The sequence below is a fragment of the Mesorhizobium sp. M0060 genome, assembly GCF_040323155.1.
Lineage (GTDB): Bacteria > Pseudomonadota > Alphaproteobacteria > Rhizobiales > Rhizobiaceae > Mesorhizobium.
On sequence record NZ_JAMYUP010000012.1, the window covers coordinates 24,542 to 39,975 of the forward strand.

Here is a 15,434-nt window from a genome sequence, read left to right on the forward strand (position 1 = left end):
TTCCAGACAATGCGCATCAGCTGGGCTCCTCCATCAGCTTGCGCGTGTGAGCGGCGATCATCCCTTCTTCGTCGGTCGCCACGACGCGGACTTCGACCTTGCTGCCCGCCTGGCTTATGAGCGCGGCATGGGAACTATTGGCGACCTCGTCGACCGCCACGCCAAGCCAGCCAAGCCTGTCGCAGATTGCCTTGCGGGCCGGAGCAGAGTGCTCACCGATGCCGGCTGTGAATACCAGGCATTCGAGGCCGCCCAGCGTGTTGGCGAGGGCCGCCATCTCCCTGGCGGCGCGGAAGGCGAAAAGCTCCACCGCTTCGCGGGCCTGGCGGTCATCGCTGGCTTCCAGCGTGCGCATGTCGCCGGAAATGCCGGACACGCCCAGCAGCCCGGATTCCTCGTAGAGCATGTGCTGAAGTGCGTCGCCTCCGACGCCTTTCTCCAGCAGGAGGTACAAAAGCACGCCGGGATCGATGGCGCCGCAGCGCGTGCCCATGACCAGGCCGTCAAGCGCCGAAAAGCCCATCGTCGTATCGACGCTTCGCCCGTCGCGCATGGCACATAGGCTCGCGCCGTTGCCGAGATGGGCGACGATGGTTCTTTTCGCCGCCAGATCGGGTGACATCTGCTTGAGCCGGTCGGCGACATATTCATAGGAGAGTCCGTGAAACCCGTAGCGGTGGATGCCGTCTGCCTCATAGTGGCGCGGCAGCGCGAAACGGCTGACCATCGGCTCGATTGTCCGATGGAAGGCCGTGTCGAAGCATCCGACCTGCGGCAGGTCCGGCCGCAACGCGGCAAGCGCCCGGATCGGCGCTAGGCTGCGCGGCTGGTGCAGTGGCGCAAGCGGCGTCAGCCTATCGAGAGCCTGGATAACTGTCGACGTCAGGCGGACAGGTTCGACGAAGTCGCGTCCGCCATGGACGATGCGGTGGCCGGCGGCGATCAGTTTCCTTCCGCCAAGTTCGTTCTCGATCCATTGCAGCATCTGGCCGATGCCCATGTCGCGCGATGAGTGTGCGGCAAGTGGCCGATCGCACTGCACCGCCCCATCGCCGGCTTTCGCAGTCAGCCTTGGCGCATCGCCCAAATCCAGCGAACCGCGCGAGGCAAGATCCAGTTCGGCGGACGCTTCAAGATCGTAAAGCCCGAACTTGATGCTGGACGAGCCGGCATTCAGCGCGAGGATCGAGCGCATCAATCGCCAGCCCTCGTTGCCGTGTCTTGCGGCCAGCTCCATTTCTGGATCTCGGGCATATCCTCGCCATGCTGGCGGACATAGGCCGTGTGCTCAGCCAATTTCCCATGCAGCTCGGTGGCAAGATCCTTCGCCCGTTCGGCCAGCCCGGGCACGCGCGCGATCGCGGCAAGCGCCAGATGATAGCGGTCGAGCTGGTTGAGCACCACCATGTCGAACGGCGTCGTCGTCGTGCCTTCCTCGCGAAAGCCGTGCACATGCATGTTGTCGTGGTTGACGCGCCGGTAGGTCAGGCGGTGAATGAGATAGGGGTAGCCGTGATAGGCGAAGATGACCGGCTTGGCCCTGGTGAACAGCGCGTCGAACTTGTCGTCGGCAAAGCCATGCGGATGCTCGGAATTCGACTGCAAAATCATCAGGTCGACGACATTGACGACGCGGATCTTCAGGTCGGGAATCCGCGATCGCAGGATGTCGGCGGCAGCGAGCGTCTCCAGCGTCGGAACGTCGCCGGCGCAGGCCAGGACCACATCCGGATCCTCGTCCCTGGCAACTGTCCCGGCCCATTCCCAGATGCCCGCGCCGGCCTTGCAGTGTGCTTCCGCGGCGTCGGCGGATAGCCATTGCGGCGCCGGCTGCTTGCCGGCGACGATGACGTTGATGCGGTTGTAGGTTTTCAGGCAATGGTCGGTGATCCAGAGCAACGTGTTGGCGTCCGGCGGGAAATAGAGCCTGACCGTATCCGCCTTCTTGTTGGCCACGAAATCGGCAAAGCCCGGGTCCTGGTGGCTGAAGCCGTTGTGATCCTGCCGCCAGACATGCGAGGTCAGCAGGTAGTTGAGCGAGGCGATCGGCTTGCGCCAGGCGAGCTCGCCGGAGGTCTTCAGCCATTTGGCGTGCTGGTTGACCATGGAATCGACGATGTGGACGAACGCCTCGTAGCACGAGAACAGGCCATGGCGGCCGGTCAGCAGATAGCCCTCCAGCCAACCTTGGCAAAGATGCTCGCTGAGCACTTCCATGACGCGGCCGTCACGGGAAAGATGGACGTCGTAAGGCTCGATCCGCTCCATCCAGACACGGTCCGTAACCTCGAACACGTCGTCGAGGCGGTTGGAGGACGTCTCGTCCGGTCCCATCAGCCGGAAATTCCTGGCATCGGCGGCCAAGCGGATCACGTCGCGAAGATAGCTTCCGGCTGTCCGCGTCGCCTCTCCGACGGTGCCACCCGGACGCGGTACGTCCAGCGCCAGGCCTTTCCAATCGGGAAGCACCAGGTCTTGTTTCAGCAGGCCGCCATTGGCGTAAGGGATAGCGCCCATGCGTCGTGACCCTGTTGGCGCAAGCGCCGCGAGCTCCGGCAGGAGATGGCCGCCTTCGTCGAACAGCGTCTCCGGTTCGTAGCTGCGCATCCAGTCTTCGAGGATCTGGCGGTGCGCCCCGTCGCCACGTGCGTTCGACACCGGCACCTGGTGCGAGCGCCAGAAATCCTCCACCTTCTTGCCGTCGACCTCTTTCGGTCCGGTCCAGCCCTTTGGGCTGCGCAGCACGATCATCGGCCACAACGGGCGCTCTCCCTTCCAGCCCGCGGCTCGGGCAGGCTCCTGGATCGAGCGGATCCGGTCGAGCACGGCATCGAGCGTGCGGGCCATCTCGCGGTGCATCGTGGCAGGCTCATGGCCTTCGACAAAAAAGGTCTCGTAGCCATAGCCGAGGAACAGGCTCCGCAACGCCTCGTCTTCCATGCGGCCGAGGATCGTCGGGTTGGCGATCTTGTAGCCGTTGAGATGCAGGATCGGCAGGACGGCACCGTCGGATGCCGGGTTCAGGAACTTGTTGGAATGCCAGGCCGCGGCGAGCGGGCCGGTCTCTGCTTCGCCGTCGCCGACGACGCAGGCAACCACAAGATCGGGGTTGTCGAAGGCGGCGCCGAAGGCATGGACCAGCGCATAGCCGAGCTCTCCGCCCTCGTGGATGGAGCCGGGCGTCTCCGGAGCCGCGTGGCTCGGCACTCCGCCGGGAAACGAGAACTGTCGGAACAGCTTTCGCAAACCGTCTTCACCCCTGCCAATCTCGGGATAGATTTCGCTGTAGGTGCCCTCGAGCCAGGTGTTGGCGACCATTGCCGGGCCGCCGTGACCCGGACCGCAGATGAACAGGACATCGAGACCACGTTCACGGATGATCCGGTTCAGATGCACATAGATGAAATTGAGGCCGGGTGTCGTGCCCCAATGGCCGAGCAGCCGCGGCTTGATGTGCTCGGGCCGCAAGGGCTCGCGCAAGAGCGGATTGTCGAGCAGATAGATCTGCCCAACCGAAACGTAGTTCGCGGCGCGCCAGTAGCGGTTCATCAGATCTCCCTGGTCAAGGCCGGTTGTTTGCGCGGGAGTGCGGGCCTCGTCGTTCATGGCAATGCCTCCGGAATACCCTCGTCCGTCGTTATCTGGAGTGGCGTCGCGTCGGAGAAAGGATTTGCCTCGAAATAAGTTTGGGCGGCGCGGCCAGCGCCCGCTTGCCGATCCTACAACCTGCCTCGCAGACAAAAAGCGGGTCGGGCTTTTGGGGAACCTCGGGGCTTGCCAACGGTTAGGAAGATGCACCGCATTGCATGAATCCAAGTGGACTGCCGAGGCCCCGGGATATGGACCGGCCAAAGTGCCGTTGAGCAGCTTGGGCGATTGTGGCGGAGGCCCGTAAGAGGAGCAAAAAAATGCTCGATCTCTCCGATGCCCGCAACCAAATGGTCGACATCCACTTAAGCCGCCGTGGCATTCGCGACCGCAATGTCCTTCAGGCGATGCGCGAGGTCCCGCGCGAGGCTTTCGTCGATCCTGGTTTTGAGGAATTCGCCTATGAGGATGGGCCGCTGCCGATCGCCGAAGGTCAGACGATATCGCAGCCCTATATCGTTGCGCTCATGATCGAAATGGCGGAGATCGGAGCCGGTGACCATGTCCTCGAGGTCGGCACCGGCTCGGGCTATGCGGCTGCCGTGATGAGCCGGATCGTCGAACGCGTCTACACGATCGAGCGCCACGCCGCGTTGGCTGAAACGGCATGGCAACGGTTCAAAAAGCTTGGCTACGACAATATCGAAGTCCGCACCGGCGACGGCACCAAGGGCTGGCCCGAGGCGGCACCCTTCGATGCGATCCTGGTTGCGGCCGCCGGACCCGGCGCACCGCTCGCTCTGCAAGAACAGCTCGACGTCGCTGGCCGGCTTGTCATCCCGGTCGGCGATGAATTCGACTCGCAGCGCCTGCTCAAGGTCACCCGTACCGGCGCCGCAACCTACACCGAGGAGGATTTCGGCGGCGTGCGGTTTGTTCCGCTGATCGGCGAGCAAGGCTGGGGCGAGCCAGGCAGCGACAGCCAAATAGCGGCCGATCTTCCGCACCGGCATCAGCGCAGAAGCAGCCTGCCGCAGATGATAGCGACCGCCGCTGAACCGCTTCCGGATTTCGACGATCCGGCCTTCGGTGCGCTGTTCGACCGGTTTGCCGACCGGCGCGTCGTCTTGCTCGGCGAAGCCAGCCACGGCACGTCGGAGTTCTACCGGGCGCGCGCGGCGATCACTCGCAGGCTGATCGAAAAGCATGGCTTCACCATCATCGCGGTCGAGGCCGACTGGCCCGATGCCGCGGCGATCGACCGCTATGTCCGCCACAGGCCGCCGCGGCCCGGCGCCGATCCGCCGTTCCAGCGGTTTCCCACCTGGATGTGGCGAAACACCGACGTCGCGGTGTTCGTCGACTGGATGCGAGAGCATAATGAGCGGATCAGGATATCCTCCCGGCGGGCCGGGTTCTATGGCCTCGACATCTACAATATGGGTGGATCGATCGCGGCGGTCCTGCAATATCTCGATCGGGTCGACCCACAGGCCGCAAGGATCGCACGCGAACGCTACGGCTGCTTGACGCCGTGGCAGAACGACCCGGCCACCTATGGCCGTGTCGCACTCACCTCCGGCTACCAGAAATGCGAGAAGGCCGTGCTCGAGCAATGTCGCGAACTGCTTTCCAGAGAGCTCGACTATGCGCAGCAGGACGGCATCGACTTCCTCGACGCCACCCAGAATGCCCGTCTGGTCGCCTCCGCCGAGCGCTATTATCGCACCATGTATTATGGCGGCGCGCAATCCTGGAACCTGCGCGACACCCATATGTTCGAAACGCTGGAGCACCTACTGCAGGCCCGCAGCCCGAACGCCAAGGCGGTGGTATGGGCACATAATTCCCATATCGGTGATGCCCGCTACACCGAGATGGGGGTCATCAGAGACGAAGTGAACATCGGCCAGCTCTGCCGCCAGCGTTTTGGCGACGAGGTTGCCTTGATCGGGTTCGGCACGCATTCCGGGACGGTGGCCGCGGCCACGGACTGGGACGGTGACATGGAGGTGAAACCGGTTCGGCCTTCCCACAACGACAGCTATGAGCGGCTTTGCCATGACAGCGGCGTCTCGCCTTTCCTGCTCGATTTCGAGCGCGACGACACGCTGCGCCAACGGCTTCTGGAGCGCCGGCTGGAGCGCTTTATCGGCGTCATCTACCGGCCCGAGACCGAGCTGCACAGCCACTATGCGGATGCCTCGCTTGCCCGGCAGTTCGATGCTTTCGTCTGGTTCGATGAAACCAGTGCCGTGACGCCGCTTGGGCCGGAGCATGTTGGGACAGGCGTTCCCGAGACCTATCCTTTCGGGCTCTAGCGGATTGGACCTGGGGAAGCGGAACATAGAAAGAAGGAGGTCACCGATGGTCGGAAAAAAGACTCATGAGCAGCAATTGCGCATTATCGAAGAGCGCGAGAACACGAAAAACGCCGGCAAGGATTTCGACGCGGAAGCGGATTTGAAAAAGACCAGGCAAGAGCGCGAGGCGTTCCGGCGCGGTGCCGAGCTCAGGTCGGACCCAAAGGACATTGCCGATCCCGACGATCGCAACATCATCCGCGGCGAGCACCAGGAAAGCGCCCATAACAAGCATCGCGCCGGCCGCTGAACGACCGGATTGCTCAACGTTAAGACAGTACGGCGCCGCGTCTCGTTCCCTGATCTGAGGATGGAACGTTCGCGGCCGGAAAATTGGCGGACGAGGGCGCCGTCGCGATCCCTCGGCCCTATTCAGGATTCCTCGGCCCTATTCAGCAAAAAATGTCGCGGCGACAGCAATTGAGATGAGGCTCAGCATCGCCAAACCTGCCCTGGCGACATGCGAGGTCTCCCAGACGTTGCGCAACTCTCTCCAGTCGCCGACCTGCTTTCGAGAGAACATTGAAAAAAACGTCGCGGCTGATTTCGGCGTAGCAACGTCTTGCACCCAGAAATTGTTGACGGGATGCGTGATCAACCAATAAGTCGCATGTTCCGCCAGCAAGAAGACAAGGGCTGCCAAGGTCCACCAGAATCGGGCGCTTGGATAAGGCGTCAGGTAGAGCAGGATGGCGAGTGCGATGATGCCGCCGATCTCGGCGAACCCGCCGACCGTGAAGCCGGGATAGTAGATCGCCTGCACAGATTTGTAGGTGGCCTCCTCGAGGCGCAACTTGCCGGGCAATTCCAATGCGTGCGCAAGTGAGAGCGCCATCGTGATAGCGACCAGAAGAAGGGTGGCGATCATGAATACGCGCATGTTCTTACTCCCAGCACCCCTCGTCGTGCGCGCGTACATAGGACGATCAGTGATGCGGTAAAGGTCATTCCCCGATCTGGCTGGTCGACCGCTCGTGGAGTGCGGCGCCAGTCTGTGCGTCGACCGCGGCCATGCTGACCTCGTAGCCCCAGAGCTTGCGGATATGGCGCAGCGTGGCGTCGCGGCTGCCGCCTTCCAGCACGATGCCGTCTTTGACCTTGTGCTGCAGGCGCAGATGCCGGTCGCCGAGCAGGTCCACGTCCACCACCTGGATGTCCGGCCGGCTGGCGCCGATGTCGTAGCTATGGGCGAGCGCGGCGCGGATGCTCTCGTAGCCGCGCTCATTGTGTATCGACGCAACTTCGTAATGTGGATCGTTGGCAGCATCGGCGAGGACAAAAAACCGCCATTTCCGTATCAGGGCCGGGCTCAGATATTGGCGGATAAAGGACTCGTCGCGATGGTTGGCCCAAGCGTCCAGCAAGGTTTGGCGCCAGTCGCCATTGCCGGCGATATCGGGAAACCAGTCGCGGTCCTCGGCGGTCGGCGCGGTCGAGATGCGCTGGATGTCCTGCATCATGTCGAGGCCCAGCGCATAAGGATTGATGCCGGAAAAGCGCGGATCGTCGAAGCCCGGCTGGAAGATCACGTTCGAATGGTTGCGCAGCACTTCCAGCATCGCACCTTCGCCGATCAGGCCGCGGTCGAACAGCAGGTTCATCAGCGTGTAGTGCACGAAGGTCGCACAGCCCTCGTTCATCACCTGCGTTTGCCGCTGCGGATAGAAATATTGCGCGATGACGCGGACGATTCGGATGACCTCACGCTGCCAGGGTTCCAGAATCAGGCTGTTCTTCTCCAGGAAGTAAAGCAGGTTTTCCTCGGGCAGCTTGAGCGATTTCTTGCGCTCCGTCATGGTATCCGTCTCGCGGGCCTTGTTGCCGTCCTTCGACGGCGGCAGCGTGCGCCACAGGTCATTGTAGGAACGCGCTTCATATTCCAGGCGCTCGCGAACGCCCTCGCGCTGCCTTTCCGACGACAGCCTCGGCGGCCGGTGGTATCTGAACACGCCCTGTTCCATCAGCGCATGCGCGGCGTCGAGGATCTCTTCCACCGCATTGACGCCATGCCGCTCCTCGCAGCGGGCAATGTAGCCCTTGGCGAAGTCCAGATAGCTCAGGATGGCGCTGGCGTCCGTCCACTGCTGGAACAGATAGTTGTTCTTGAAGAAATGATTGTGGCCGAGTGCCGCGTGCGCTGTCACCAGGGCCTGGAGGGCCATGGTGTTTTCTTCCATCAGATAGACGATGCAGGGATTGGAATTGATGACGAGTTCATAAGCGAGCCCCCTTCCGCCTTTGCGATAGAGCAATTCCTGGTAGAGGTAGTGCTTGCCGAAGGACCAGTGCCGGTACATTAGCGGCATGCCGACCGAGGAATAGGCGTCGAGCATCTGCTCGGACGAGATGATCTCCATCTGCACCGGATAGACGTCGAGGTGAAGCTCTTCGGTGGCGACCGCCTCGATGGTCTCGTAGGCGCGCGACAGCGTCCTGAAATCCCAGTCGGAACCGGAAAACAGCAACCCGGATTTGCTCGCCATCAGCCCCCTCTTTCACCGCTCTTTTGATAACCCGGCTGTCTGGCGAAGAGCTGGCGGAAAACCGGGTAGATGTCGGCCGCCGTGGCGATGCGGCTCATCTGGAAATTCGACCATCTCAGCTTGACTGCACTGTAGGCACGCCACAGCGACGTGCCGTTGTCGGTGGCGCCGAAGATGTGGCTCTCGCGTTCGTCGAGGATTTCGACATAAGCGAAATACTGGCAAAGCCGCATGATCTGTTCGTCGAGAAGGGCGATGCAGCGCTCGGAATCGGTGACGAAATTGTCGCCGTCCGAAGCCTGGGCGACATAGATGTTCCATTCGCGGCTGGGATAGCGCTGCTCGACGATGCGGTGCATCTCCTCGAGTGCCGTGGAAACCACCGTGCCGCCGCTTTGGGTGTTGTAGAAGAAGGTTTCCTCGTCCACCTCCTGCGCCTCGTGCGTGTGGCGGATGAAGACCACCTCGGTCCGGTCATAGCGCCGTTTCAGGAACAGGTGCAGCAGCACGAAAAAGCGCTTGGCCAGATCCTTCTCGCGTTCGCCCATCGAACCGGACACGTCCATCAGGCAGAACATAACCGCATTGGCGTTCGGCACCGGCTGGGCGTCGAAGCGGTTGAAGCGGATATCGACCGGGTCGACATAGGCGATCCGCTTGCGGCGGCGCTCCAGCCGCTCAAACTCTTCCTGCAGCGCCACGATGCGCTGGCGCATCTCGGCGTTTTGCGGCTTCGCCTCCAGCGACGCGATCTCCTGCGCGATTGCGTCGAGCTCCACCTGTTTGGGGCGCCTGAGCGCTATGCGGCGGCCATGGCTGTTACGCATCGTGCGCCCGACATTGATGTTGGTCGGCGAGCCGGTCGCGGCGAAACCGGCCCGGCGCGGCTTGAAGGCGAGGATCTCCTTGAGGTTGAGCTTGACCATGTCGGGCAGTTCGAGGTCTTCGAAAAAGAGGTCGAGCACCTCTTCGCGCGACAGCACGAAACGGAAATCGTCCTCCGATTCGGTTCTGCCTGGGGCTGACCCCATGCCGCCGCCCTGGCCGGGCTTGGGGAGCCGGTCGCCCGGGGTAAAACGCTTGTTTCCAGGCAGGACATGCTGACGGCTGCCGCTGTTCCTGGCATCATTGAACGTGGGCTCGCCGGTGCCCCGCGCCGGCATCGAAACGGCATGCTCGGCGTCCACGTCGGCGATCTTGCCGGTGCGGATCTGATCGCGGATGGTGCGCTTCAACTCTTCGCGCGCCCGCCGCAGGAAACGCTGCCGATTGCCGAGGCTTTTGTCCTTCGGGTTCAGTCGGCGATCGATGAAGATCGGCATATGTTACCCCGGGCTGGCTTCAACCCGCCTTGTTCACCCGCATATACCAGTCCACCAGCCGGCGGACCTGGCGTTCGGTGTAGCCGCGCTGGACCATCCGTTGCACGAATTCGGTATGCCTCTTCTCCGTCACGCTGTCCTGCTTGGAGCCGAAACTGATCACCGGCAGCAGGTCCTCGACCTGCCCGAACATCCGCTTCTCGATGACTTCGCGCAGCTTTTCGTAGCTTGTCCATGACGGGTTGCGGCCATGGTTTCTGGCCCGTGCGCGCAGCGTGAACTTCACCACCTCGTTGCGGAAGTCCTTGGGATTGGCGATGCCGGCCGGCTTTTCGACCTGCGACAGTTCGTTGTCCAAAACCTCCCGATTGAGGATCTGGCCGGTATCGGTATCCTTGTAGTCCTGATCCTCGATCCAGGCATCGGCATAGGCGATGTAGCGGTCGAACAGATTCTGGCCGTATTCGCTGTAGGATTCCAGATAGGCCTTCTGGATCTCGTGGCCGATGAACTCGGCATAACGGGTGGCCAGCTCCGATTTTATGAAATCGAGATAAGCCGCCTCGGTTTCCTTCGGGAACTGCTCGCGCTTGATCGCCTCTTCCAGGATGTACATCAGGTGCACCGGATCGGCGGCCACCTCTTCGGTGTCGTAGTTGAAGGTCTGCGACAGGATCTTGAAGGCGAAGCGGGTGCTGACGCCGGTCATGCCTTCATCGACGCCGGCGGCGTTTCGGTACTCCTGGACCGATTTCGCCTTGGGGTCGGTTTCCTTGAGATTCTCGCCGTCATAAACGCGCATCTTGGTGTAGAGCGGCGAATTGTCGTGTTCGGCCAGGCGGGTCGAAACGGTGAACCGGCTGAGAATGTCGAGCACTTCCGGCGCGCAGGGACTGGAGGCCAGCTCGCTTTCGCGCAGCAGCTTGTCGTAGATCTGCCGCTCTTCGGTGACCCGCAGGCAATACGGCACCTTGACCACCAGGATGCGGTCGAGGAACGCCTCGTTGTTCTTGTTGTTCTTGAACTGCAGCCATTCCGATTCATTGGAATGGGCAACGATGATGCCTTGATAGGGAAAGGCGCCGAAATTCTCGGTGCCGTTGTAGCTGCCTTCCTGGGTGGCGGTCAGCAGCGGATGCAGCACCTTGATCGGCGCCTTGAACATCTCGACGAATTCGAGCAGGCCTTGCGTCGTCCGGTTCAGCCCGCCGCTGTAGGAGTAGGCGTCCGGATCAGATTGGCTGAAGTGCTCGAGTTGCCTGATGTCGACCTTGCCGACCAGCGCCGAAACGTCCTGATTGTTCTCATCGCCCGGCTCGGTCTTGGCGATGCCGATCTGGCGAAGCCTGGACGGCATCAGCTTGACGACGCTGAATTTGGAGATGTCGCCGGACAGCTCGTCGAGGCGCTTGGCCGCCCATGGCGAGATCAGGCCGTTCAGCCGGCGCCGCGCGATGCCGTATTTGTCCTCCAGCAGGTCGCCCATGCGATCGGGGTCGAACAGCCCGAGCGGCGATTCGAACACCGGGCTGATCTGGCCGCCGACCTTCAGCGTATAGATCGGACGCTGCTCCATCAGCCTCTTCAGCCGTTCGGCCAATGAGGACTTGCCGCCGCCGACGGGGCCAAGCAGATAAAGGATCTGCTTGCGTTCCTCCAGCCCTTGCGAGGCATAGCGGAAATAGCCGGCGATCCGCTCGATCGTATCCTCCATGCCGTAAAAGTCGGCGAAGGTAGGATAGATCTTGATCGTCCTGTTCGCGAAAATGCGGCCGAGTCGCTCGTCCTTGCTGGTGTCGACATAGGTCGGCTCGCCGATCGCCTCGACCATCCGTTCGGGCGCCGACGCATACATCGACTTGTCCTCGCGGCAGGCAAGCAGATATTGCTGGAGGCTTCTCTCCTCCTGCGCCGCATTCTTGTAAACCTCGGAAAACAGATCGAAGACGTCGGATTGGTTCTCACGCATGATATCCTAGCCCCTGAGCCGGTTTGGCTGCATGTTTGTCTCTTGAACAATCAAATGTCGGAAAGCCGTTGTGGTTCCCTTCACTTCAAAGAGAGTGGATGCGACCCAATGCTAGGAGTCTAGATAGGGCGCCATGATGGCCCGCAAAAGACGTAAAACGTCCTGCTCGGGACATAAAATCCTGATTTCGCACCACGCCGTGCGGGCAACCTCCATCAAGCCGGAGGAACGGTTCTGCTCCTTCCCGGTTGTGAGGGAAAGGAGACGGTTCGATGTTTGAGAATAGTATGTGGTTGCTCGTTGTTGCAGGCGGCCCGCTGCTGCTGGCCATCGTGTTCGCCTACGCCCTCCTCACGCAGCGCCGTCGCGGCCCGGCGGAGCGCAGGGAAGCCGACCGCGCGACCGAGCGCCTGTATCAGGACAAGAAGCACTGACGGACGGAGCGCTGCTCAGCTGCCGGCGACCGCAAGTTCGGCGGCTTTTTTGGCGCGCAGCAGCATGCCGAACAGGTCACGCGGTTCATCAGGATCGGCCAGAAGGTCTAGTTCATCATAAAGGCCGGTTCGCTGAAGCTGATCGCGGACGTAGCGCAATGCGGAAAAATCCTCGATTGCAAAGCCGACGGAATCGAACAGCGTAATCTGGCTGGTGCTTGTGCGCCCTGCTGCCTTTCCTGTCATCACCTGCCACAATTCGGTGAGCGGATGATCGGCATCGAGCTGCTGGCTCTCGCCTTCGATGCGCGTCTGCGGCGCATATTCGACGAAAATATCCGAGCGGAGCAGAATGTCGCGATGCAGCTCGGTCTTGCCCGGGCAATCGCCGCCTACCGCATTGATGTGCACGCCGGATCCCACCATGTTGTCGGTCAGGATTGTTGCCGATCGTTTGTCGGCGGTAACCGTGGTGATGATCTCTGCACCTTCAACGGCCTCCTGCGCCGACGCGCAGAGCTTGATGTCGAAACCCAGGCCGGCAAGGTTCTTCATGCATTTCGTCGAGGCCGCCGGGTCGATATCGTAGAGGCGCAGCCTGTCGACGCCAAGCAGCGCCTTGAACGCGATCGCCTGAAACTCCGATTGCGCGCCATTGCCGATGATCGCCATGCACCTGGCGGCCTCGGGAGCGAGATATTTCGCCGCGACGGCCGAGCTCGCCGCCGTCCTGAGCGCGGTCAGGATGGTCATTTCCGAAAGCAGCATCGGATAGCCGTTGCCGACATCGGCAAGCACGCCGAAAGCGGTCACGGTCTGTCGGCCGTCACGCGTGTTCTTCGGATGCCCGTTGACGTATTTGAAGCCGTAAAGCTGTCCGTCGCTGGTCGGCATCAGCTCGATGACGCCGTCAATGCTGTGCGAAGCGACACGCGGCGTCTTGTCGAACAGCTCCCAGCGCCTGAAATCCTCTTCGATATAGGCGGCAAGCTCGACCAGAAAGCGCTCGACGCCGATGGCAAGCACCAGTTTCATCATGCGGTCGACGCTGACGAAAGGAACGATGTTCAAATTCACGGTCATGCCTCAGAACCCCCTTGTCGGGCGATCCATGATCCGCCGGCCCATCAGGCTTGCGGTCAGGTCGACCAAAAGCGTGGCGGTGCGGCCGCGCTCGTCGAGAAAAGGATTGAGCTCGACCAGGTCGAGACTGGTGACGAGGCCGCTGTCATGCAGCATTTCCATCGCCAGATGCGCCTCGCGGAAGGTGGCGCCGCCGGGAACGGTGGTGCCCACCGCCGGGGCGATCGACGGGTCGAGAAAATCGACGTCGAGGCTGACGTGGAGCATGCCGTTGGCGGCGCTCACCCGTTCGAGAAAGGCGCGAAGCAGTTGCGCGATGCCGTGCTCGTCGATGGAACGCATGTCGTGGACCGTCACGCCGGCTCTGCGCAACGCTTCCCGTTCCGCCAGGTCCACGCTGCGGATCCCCAGCGTGCAGATGCGAGCCGGGTCGACCTGCGCTGCGAGGCGGGGGAAATAGCCCTCGAAGCCGGGCTGCCCGCTGGCATAGGCCAGGGGCACACCATGCAGATTGCCGCTGGTCGTCGTGTCGAGCGTATGAAAATCGGGGTGGGCGTCGAGCCACAGCACGAAGAGCGGCCGGCCGGCATTCGCCGCCCGGCGGGCAATGCCGGCGAGCGTGCCGGCCGAAATGCTGTGGTCGCCGCCAAGAAAGATCGGCATTGCGTCGGCGCTCGCGGCATAGGCGGTTTCGCTGATCGCTGCCGTCCAGGCGGCGATTTCCGGCAGCGCCTTCACCGCCGCATTGCCATGTACGACAGGGCGCATGTCAGCAGGAACGATCGTCCCGAGGTCGGTCAGCGTATGGCCGAGGTCGGTCAGTGCGCCGGCCAGGCCGGCCGTGCGCAGCGCGCTTGGCCCCATCTCGCAGCCCATCCTGCCCGAGCCGGCCTGGATCGGTGCGCCCACGATCGTGCAATGCATTCTCATACCCCACCAAATTACGATGCCTTTATTGAAGCCCGCATCGCTGGCAGAATGAACATGTCAAATTGGCAAATTTGTCGAAGTGCCTTACCATAGTGGCATCATCTACTTCCGTTATGAGTAATCATGGACCAGCTCGACGAGCAGATCATCACATCTTTGCGGCACGACGCCAGACGCAGCATTTCGGACCTTGCCATCAGCCTGGGTGTCTCCCGGGCGACGGTGAGGTCTCGAATGGAGCGACTTGAAAGAGACGGCGTCATCGTCGGCTACACCGTTATTTTGCGCGCCGACGCGGTCGATCAGCGCGTGCGTGGCATCATGATGATCGAGATCGAAGGCCACGCCGCCGATCGCGTCATCCGGGCGCTGGGCGGCTTCTCCGAGGTCTCGACGATCCACACCACCAATGGTCGCTGGGATCTGGTGATAGAACTCGGAACCCAGACCCTGAGCGAGTTTGATGCGGTGCTGAGACGTATCCGACTGATTCCCGGAATTACCGGCAGCGAAACAAGCCTGCTCTTGGCAACGCCGCGCACCACCAAGGCGCGGCTGTGATCTTCGAGGAACCGCCTTGACCTGTAGCGGTAACGAAATCCGAAGCCACGGAACCTTCAATTGCCGCCGCGGTTAGGCTCGGACAGGCCTTCTTCGAGGGAGAACAATCATGGCTCACGCCCACCAGGAACTGGTCGACTTCGTTATCAGCAAAGCGTTCAATCCGGTCATGCGGGCCAAACCAGACGGAAAATCCGATGCCGAACGCAAGACTCTCGAGCACGTCCAGCAGGCCACGAAGACCGAGATCGAGCGCTATCGCCATTACGGCTCAGCCGAGGAGGTCGCGACCAATTTCAAGCGCGACCTGAGCTCCGATGCCGCCAAAAAGTTGCACTCCCAGCTGCGGCGCCTGCACCTGCCGACAATCGAGGATATTCGCGACGACTTTGAGGACAAAGCCCGCAAGCTCGGGGTCAAGGCCTCGTCGTAGATCCGCGACGGGTCCTCGGGCACGTCCGTCAGGGCTGTCATCACAAACCGTCTTTGGTAGGAGGCCACCCTGACCGAACCGTCTCGGGGATGTTGTCCGACGTCAGCTCGCCCTCATTGAGCTTTTCAATCGCTTCATCGGCTTCGCTTTCGTCGAGCCCGGAAAGCGGCAATCCGTCGACCACGACGGCTTCGTCGCTCTCGCTGTCATAGACCTCCCAGAGGCCTTCCGAATCCTGTCGCTTGTCGTAGGGCATGGCCACTCCCCA

General features: G+C 61.9%; 14 protein-coding genes. 5 read left to right on the top strand and 9 right to left on the bottom strand.

Annotated features, from left to right (window positions below):
* Positions 1-16: 16 nt before the first annotated feature.
* Positions 17-1,237, bottom strand: coding sequence for an acetate/propionate family kinase (locus NKJ94_RS14020; RefSeq protein WP_352525735.1), 1,221 nt, complete (start codon positions 1,235-1,237; stop codon positions 17-19).
* Entirely contained in the window at positions 1,195-3,606 is a 2,412-nt protein-coding gene (locus NKJ94_RS14025) for a phosphoketolase family protein (RefSeq protein WP_352525737.1), read from the bottom strand. The genes NKJ94_RS14020 and NKJ94_RS14025 overlap by 43 nt, the downstream gene beginning before the upstream one ends.
* Positions 3,607-3,908: 302 nt before the next feature.
* Between NKJ94_RS14025 and NKJ94_RS14030 the strand changes: the two genes are divergently transcribed.
* Together NKJ94_RS14030 and NKJ94_RS14035 are read left to right on the top strand one after the other, a co-directional pair.
* Positions 3,909-5,909, top strand: coding sequence for a protein-L-isoaspartate(D-aspartate) O-methyltransferase (locus NKJ94_RS14030; protein ID WP_352525739.1), 2,001 nt, complete (start codon positions 3,909-3,911; stop codon positions 5,907-5,909).
* Between the two features lie 46 nt (positions 5,910-5,955).
* Entirely contained in the window at positions 5,956-6,201 is a 246-nt protein-coding gene (locus NKJ94_RS14035) for a hypothetical protein (protein WP_352525741.1), read from the top strand.
* A 138-nt stretch (positions 6,202-6,339) separates the two neighbouring features.
* On the opposite strand, the gene NKJ94_RS14040 is transcribed toward NKJ94_RS14035, so the two are convergent.
* From NKJ94_RS14040 to NKJ94_RS14055, 4 genes are all read right to left on the bottom strand, one after another.
* Positions 6,340-6,819 carry a DUF1772 domain-containing protein gene (locus tag NKJ94_RS14040; protein WP_352525742.1) on the bottom strand — a complete coding sequence of 160 codons (480 nt, stop codon included), beginning with the start codon at positions 6,817-6,819 and terminating at the stop codon, positions 6,340-6,342.
* Between the two features lie 76 nt (positions 6,820-6,895).
* Positions 6,896-8,434 carry a SpoVR family protein gene (locus NKJ94_RS14045; RefSeq protein WP_352525743.1) on the bottom strand — a complete coding sequence of 513 codons (1,539 nt, stop codon included), beginning with the start codon at positions 8,432-8,434 and terminating at the stop codon, positions 6,896-6,898.
* Positions 8,434-9,756: a YeaH/YhbH family protein gene (locus NKJ94_RS14050; protein WP_352525744.1), complete on the bottom strand. Its 1,323-nt coding sequence runs from the start codon at positions 9,754-9,756 to the stop codon at positions 8,434-8,436. Before NKJ94_RS14050 ends, NKJ94_RS14045 begins: the two co-directional genes overlap by 1 nt.
* Before the next feature lie 19 nt (positions 9,757-9,775).
* Positions 9,776-11,725, bottom strand: coding sequence for a PrkA family serine protein kinase (locus NKJ94_RS14055; RefSeq protein ID WP_352525746.1), 1,950 nt, complete (start codon positions 11,723-11,725; stop codon positions 9,776-9,778).
* A 272-nt stretch (positions 11,726-11,997) separates the two neighbouring features.
* Between NKJ94_RS14055 and NKJ94_RS14060 the strand changes: the two genes are divergently transcribed.
* Complete coding sequence (locus tag NKJ94_RS14060) at positions 11,998-12,159, top strand: hypothetical protein (RefSeq protein WP_352525747.1); 162 nt, start codon at positions 11,998-12,000, stop codon at positions 12,157-12,159.
* Positions 12,160-12,174: 15 nt separating this feature from the next.
* Here NKJ94_RS14060 and ocd read toward each other — a convergent pair whose 3' ends face one another.
* Both ocd and rocF read right to left on the bottom strand, forming a co-directional pair.
* Entirely contained in the window at positions 12,175-13,242 is a 1,068-nt protein-coding gene (ocd, locus tag NKJ94_RS14065) for an ornithine cyclodeaminase (protein WP_352525748.1), read from the bottom strand.
* Between the two features lie 3 nt (positions 13,243-13,245).
* Positions 13,246-14,166 (bottom strand): arginase, encoded by a 921-nt coding sequence (gene rocF, locus NKJ94_RS14070; RefSeq protein ID WP_352525749.1) that lies wholly within the window; start codon positions 14,164-14,166, stop codon positions 13,246-13,248.
* 129 nt (positions 14,167-14,295) lie between these two features.
* Between rocF and NKJ94_RS14075 the strand changes: the two genes are divergently transcribed.
* Together NKJ94_RS14075 and NKJ94_RS14080 are read left to right on the top strand one after the other, a co-directional pair.
* Positions 14,296-14,733 carry an Lrp/AsnC family transcriptional regulator gene (locus NKJ94_RS14075; protein WP_352525750.1) on the top strand — a complete coding sequence of 146 codons (438 nt, stop codon included), beginning with the start codon at positions 14,296-14,298 and terminating at the stop codon, positions 14,731-14,733.
* 109 nt (positions 14,734-14,842) lie between these two features.
* Complete coding sequence (locus tag NKJ94_RS14080; protein ID WP_352525751.1) at positions 14,843-15,166, top strand: hypothetical protein; 324 nt, start codon at positions 14,843-14,845, stop codon at positions 15,164-15,166.
* A 40-nt stretch (positions 15,167-15,206) separates the two neighbouring features.
* On the opposite strand, the gene NKJ94_RS14085 is transcribed toward NKJ94_RS14080, so the two are convergent.
* Positions 15,207-15,422 carry a hypothetical protein gene (locus NKJ94_RS14085; protein WP_352525753.1) on the bottom strand — a complete coding sequence of 72 codons (216 nt, stop codon included), beginning with the start codon at positions 15,420-15,422 and terminating at the stop codon, positions 15,207-15,209.
* Between the last annotated feature and the right edge of the window lie 12 nt (positions 15,423-15,434).

What these genes read in the sequence shown, in the direction of transcription:
- NKJ94_RS14020 (WP_352525735.1), bottom strand. Translation starts at nt 1,237, where the DNA reads ATGGAGCTGGCCGCAAGACACGGCAACGAGGGCTGGCGATTGATGCGC.
- NKJ94_RS14025 (WP_352525737.1), bottom strand. Translation starts at nt 3,606, where the DNA reads ATGAACGACGAGGCCCGCACTCCCGCGCAAACAACCGGCCTTGACCAG.
- NKJ94_RS14030 (WP_352525739.1), top strand. Translation starts at nt 3,909, where the DNA reads ATGCTCGATCTCTCCGATGCCCGCAACCAAATGGTCGACATCCACTTA.
- NKJ94_RS14035 (WP_352525741.1), top strand. Translation starts at nt 5,956, where the DNA reads ATGGTCGGAAAAAAGACTCATGAGCAGCAATTGCGCATTATCGAAGAG.
- NKJ94_RS14040 (WP_352525742.1), bottom strand. Translation starts at nt 6,819, where the DNA reads ATGATCGCCACCCTTCTTCTGGTCGCTATCACGATGGCGCTCTCACTT.
- NKJ94_RS14045 (WP_352525743.1), bottom strand. Translation starts at nt 8,434, where the DNA reads ATGGCGAGCAAATCCGGGTTGCTGTTTTCCGGTTCCGACTGGGATTTC.
- NKJ94_RS14050 (WP_352525744.1), bottom strand. Translation starts at nt 9,756, where the DNA reads ATGCCGATCTTCATCGATCGCCGACTGAACCCGAAGGACAAAAGCCTC.
- NKJ94_RS14055 (WP_352525746.1), bottom strand. Translation starts at nt 11,725, where the DNA reads ATGCGTGAGAACCAATCCGACGTCTTCGATCTGTTTTCCGAGGTTTAC.
- NKJ94_RS14060 (WP_352525747.1), top strand. Translation starts at nt 11,998, where the DNA reads ATGTTTGAGAATAGTATGTGGTTGCTCGTTGTTGCAGGCGGCCCGCTG.
- ocd (WP_352525748.1), bottom strand. Translation starts at nt 13,242, where the DNA reads ATGACCGTGAATTTGAACATCGTTCCTTTCGTCAGCGTCGACCGCATG.
- rocF (WP_352525749.1), bottom strand. Translation starts at nt 14,166, where the DNA reads ATGCATTGCACGATCGTGGGCGCACCGATCCAGGCCGGCTCGGGCAGG.
- NKJ94_RS14075 (WP_352525750.1), top strand. Translation starts at nt 14,296, where the DNA reads ATGGACCAGCTCGACGAGCAGATCATCACATCTTTGCGGCACGACGCC.
- NKJ94_RS14080 (WP_352525751.1), top strand. Translation starts at nt 14,843, where the DNA reads ATGGCTCACGCCCACCAGGAACTGGTCGACTTCGTTATCAGCAAAGCG.
- NKJ94_RS14085 (WP_352525753.1), bottom strand. Translation starts at nt 15,422, where the DNA reads ATGCCCTACGACAAGCGACAGGATTCGGAAGGCCTCTGGGAGGTCTAT.